Raw genomic sequence first — 3591 nt, 5'->3', positions numbered from 1 at the left:
CCTCAACGCCCGACAGACGAAAATCACGGACCGCATTATCAATGACTTTTTTCTGTGCCGTATCCAATTTCTGATACTCAGCGCCTTCGGCAATGGCTTTATAGGCCTGATACAGCATTTCATTCTGGCCCAACTCAGTCGAAAACTCGCTGAGTTTAGGCAAACAAGCGTTATAGGCCTGACGCAGCTCTTCCGAGTTGACCACCGAATTCATATGACTTACTGGCGACCAGACACTGTCAATCAGGGCATCCATATCTTCCATTGGCTGTACCAATGTGTCCCATGTTGGCTCTGAAAGTGTGCTCAAAATAGTGTCAATTTTATTGCGTGCTGTGCTCAACGCATGATCAATTGCGGGCTCAACATGTTCGGCTTTTATTGCGGAAAATGGCGGTAAACGGTGATTTTCCAATAATGGGTTGCTCATAATAGTGTCCTGATTAGGTTCGGTATCGCCCGCAGTGTAGCGCGTGAAGTTATTGTCATGGTAACGCAACAAAACGGTCATCACACTGCAATATCTAATAGATAAGGTTTGCTCAGAATTTTAAGTGAATGAGTGCCTTATGCAAACACAACTAAGTCACAAGCAAAAGCTGAAAGTTCGCACCGTGTTCATTTCGGATATCCATCTTGGCTTCCGAGGCTGCAGTGCCGAGCTCCTCCTTAACTTTTTACATAATGTGGAATGCGAATATCTTTATCTGGTCGGCGATATTATCGACGTCTGGGAAATGAAAAAACGCATGTACTGGCCTCAAGAACATAATAACGTAGTCCGAACCCTGCTCGGTAAAGCCAAGCACAATACCAAGGTCATCTTTGTTCCCGGTAATCACGATGAGATTCTGCGGGATTATGATGGTGCGGTGTTCGGTAATGTGCAGATCCATAACGAAATCATTCATACCACAGCCGATAAACGTAAGTTGTTAATCATTCACGGCGATCAATTCGATAGCGTAGTGAAAATTTCGCCGATGCTGGCCAAAATCGGCAGCCGTTTGTATGAATTTTTACTTAGAGCTAATCGCTGGGTGAATTATTTCCGCCGTAAGATGGGCTTCTCTTACTGGTCACTGGCAGCGTTTTTGAAACACAAAGTGAAAAATGCGGTCCAGTACATCAGTAATTTTGAAGAAGCTGTGGCGCATGAAGCTTCTAAACAAGGGGTGGATGGTGTGGTCTGCGGCCATATTCACCGTGCGGAAATAACGCGCATACATGATATCGATTACTATAATTGTGGCGACTGGGTAGAGAGCTGCACAGCATTGGTTGAACATCCAGATGGTCAGATGGAAATCATCCCTTGGGCTGAAGTATTTAATCAGCACGTTTTGATTGCCAAAGCCGCTTGATGAAACTGGCGATTATTACCGATGCCTGGGAGCCACAGGTCAACGGGGTTGTGCGCACTCTGGGGAAAACCCGTGACCATCTGCAGGAAATGGGCTATGACGTTACCATGCTCACGCCGCTGAATTTTAAAACGATTCCCTGTCCCAGTTATCCCTCAATTCGTCTGGCATTACTGCCTTACCGAAAACTGGCAAATATGCTCGACAATCTGCAAGCCGATGCAGTGCATATTGCCACTGAGGGTCCATTAGGCATGGCCGCCAGACGTTGGTGTCTGCGTCATAATATCCATTTCACCACGTCATTTCATACTCAGTTTCCAGAATATCTGCGTTTGCGTTTACCGATTCCGCTTAGTTGGAGCTATGCATGGTTAAGGCGTTTTCATCGCCCGGCGGTGAGAACACTGGTACCTACCATTTCACAACAGCGACGCTTGCAAGAATATGGATTTCAAGATGTTTATGTATGGGGACGAGGTGTCGATACCGATATATTCACGAAAGATAATGCCAAAAATTATGACTTACCCCGCCCGGTTTTTATCAATATGGGCCGGGTTGCAGTCGAAAAAAACATTGAAGCATTTTTGGATTTGGATTTACCAGGCAGTAAAGTAGTGATTGGCGATGGTCCTGATCTGGAGATGTTGAAAAAACGCTATCCTGATGTGATCTTTACCGGTGCCAAATTTGCTGAAGAACTCGCTGCCTATCTGGCCGGAGGAGATGTTTTTGTTTTTCCGAGTCAAACCGATACCTTCGGCTTGGTAATTCTGGAAGCGATGGCTTGCGGTCTGCCTGTAGCCGCTTATCCGGTCACCGGGCCTAAAGATATTATTATTCAGGGCAAAACCGGCGAGCTGGATTGGGATTTGCATAAGGCGGCGTTAAATGCGCTGAATCTGCAAAAAACCGATTGTATTGCTTATGCACATGAAAATAGCTGGCACAAATGCAGCGAAGTATTTTCCGGTTATATGTATAACAACCATCCAGAATCACAGGTTAAAACTGCGCAAATGCTGGGCCAGAAAAGCGGATGAAACATTCTTTTGATGTTGCAAAGTGACAACACCATCATACTTTCTTGGTATTGGTACAACAGATCACTTGATTAGCCTGGAACTGCCGTGAGATTATTCTCGTTAAATTTGTTTCAGGGAATGCCACAATGTTCGATCTAAAAGTTTTTTCCAGGCTCAGCCTGCTCGGTTTATTGGTTCTGTTCACAGGTTGTGCCACCGTACAATCATCTGATGAACGTGATCCATATGAAAGCTATAACCGTGCAATGTATCAATTTAACGATACTGTAGATCGTGCCGTGTTAAAGCCTGTTGCCAAGGGTTACGATGTTGTTGTTCCTGATGCGATCAGCTGGGGCGTCAGCAATTTCTTCAGTAATCTGAATGATATTACAGTCGCCATCAACAGCCTGTTGCAAGGTAAATTCAGCCAGGCAGCTGATGATACAGGTCGTTTTCTGTTAAACAGCACCGTTGGTGTGGCAGGTATCTTTGATGTTGCCGGTCATGCTGGCAACAAGAAACGTAACGAAGATTTCGGCCAGACACTGGGAGCCTGGGGTGCTGAACCCGGCGCATACATCGTATTACCGTTTTTTGGTCCCCGCACTGTGCGTGACTCATTTGGTTTAGTGGGCGATATGTTTACTGACCCGGTGATGTATGTTGAGGGTCCGGGCGCACGTAATGCCTTTGCAGGAACACGTTTAGTGGATACCCGTGCCAATCTGCTTAAGTCAGAACGGGTTTTGGATGAAGCTACGGATGACGAATATGCATACGTAAGAAATGCCTATCTGCAGCGTCGTCAATATCTGGTTTACGATGGTAACCCGCCAGATGATGATGATTTTGATTTGTTCGATGACCAGTAATACATCGCGACATAACAATTCTCCACCGTTATAATAAAAAGAGCCGGATTTAGTCCGGCTCTTTTTATTTTTAAGGTTCCATCATCGGTTATTAAATGACTTCTTTTCTATTTATAAGCGCCATTATCAGTGGGTTGGTCCTATTGATCTGGGGAGCGGATAAATTTATTGATGGTGCGGCAGGCATTGCATCGAACCTGGGGGTTGCTCCCTTAATTGTCGGCTTAACTATCGTTGGTTTTGGTACCTCTGCTCCAGAAATGATAGTTTCAGCATTCGCTGCATTTGATGGTGCTCCTGCCCTGGGTATTGGCAATGCCATTG

At 45.5% G+C, this 3591-nt stretch carries 3 protein-coding genes and 2 pseudogenes; 4 read left to right on the top strand and 1 reads right to left on the bottom strand.

What is annotated here, in order from left to right:
- A pseudogene (locus B3182_RS08840) lies at nucleotides 1–430 on the bottom strand (oligopeptidase A); the annotation flags it as partial.
- Nucleotides 431–569: 139 nt separating this feature from the next.
- On the opposite strand from B3182_RS08840, the gene B3182_RS08835 reads away from it, so the two are divergent.
- The 4 genes and pseudogenes from B3182_RS08835 to B3182_RS08820 all read left to right on the top strand — a co-directional run.
- Nucleotides 570–1364 carry a UDP-2,3-diacylglucosamine diphosphatase gene (locus B3182_RS08835; RefSeq protein WP_292356434.1) on the top strand — a complete coding sequence of 265 codons (795 nt, stop codon included), beginning with the start codon at nucleotides 570–572 and terminating at the stop codon, nucleotides 1362–1364.
- The gene (locus tag B3182_RS08830) at nucleotides 1364–2410 is read left to right on the top strand and encodes a glycosyltransferase family 4 protein (protein ID WP_292356436.1); all 1047 of its coding nucleotides are present in this window, start codon (nucleotides 1364–1366) and stop codon (nucleotides 2408–2410) included. The genes B3182_RS08835 and B3182_RS08830 overlap by 1 nt, the downstream gene beginning before the upstream one ends.
- Before the next feature lie 128 nt (nucleotides 2411–2538).
- On the top strand, nucleotides 2539–3267 hold the full coding sequence (locus B3182_RS08825) for an MlaA family lipoprotein (protein ID WP_292356437.1): 729 nt from the start codon (nucleotides 2539–2541) through the stop codon (nucleotides 3265–3267).
- A 95-nt stretch (nucleotides 3268–3362) separates the two neighbouring features.
- Nucleotides 3363–3591: pseudogene (locus tag B3182_RS08820) on the top strand (calcium/sodium antiporter); the annotation flags it as partial.

Source organism: Methylophaga sp. UBA4204 (assembly GCF_002379485.1).
Classification (GTDB): Bacteria; Pseudomonadota; Gammaproteobacteria; order Nitrosococcales; family Methylophagaceae; genus Methylophaga.
Note: the sequence above shows the minus strand (reverse complement) of the source record. Positions and strands in the feature narration are given on the sequence as shown.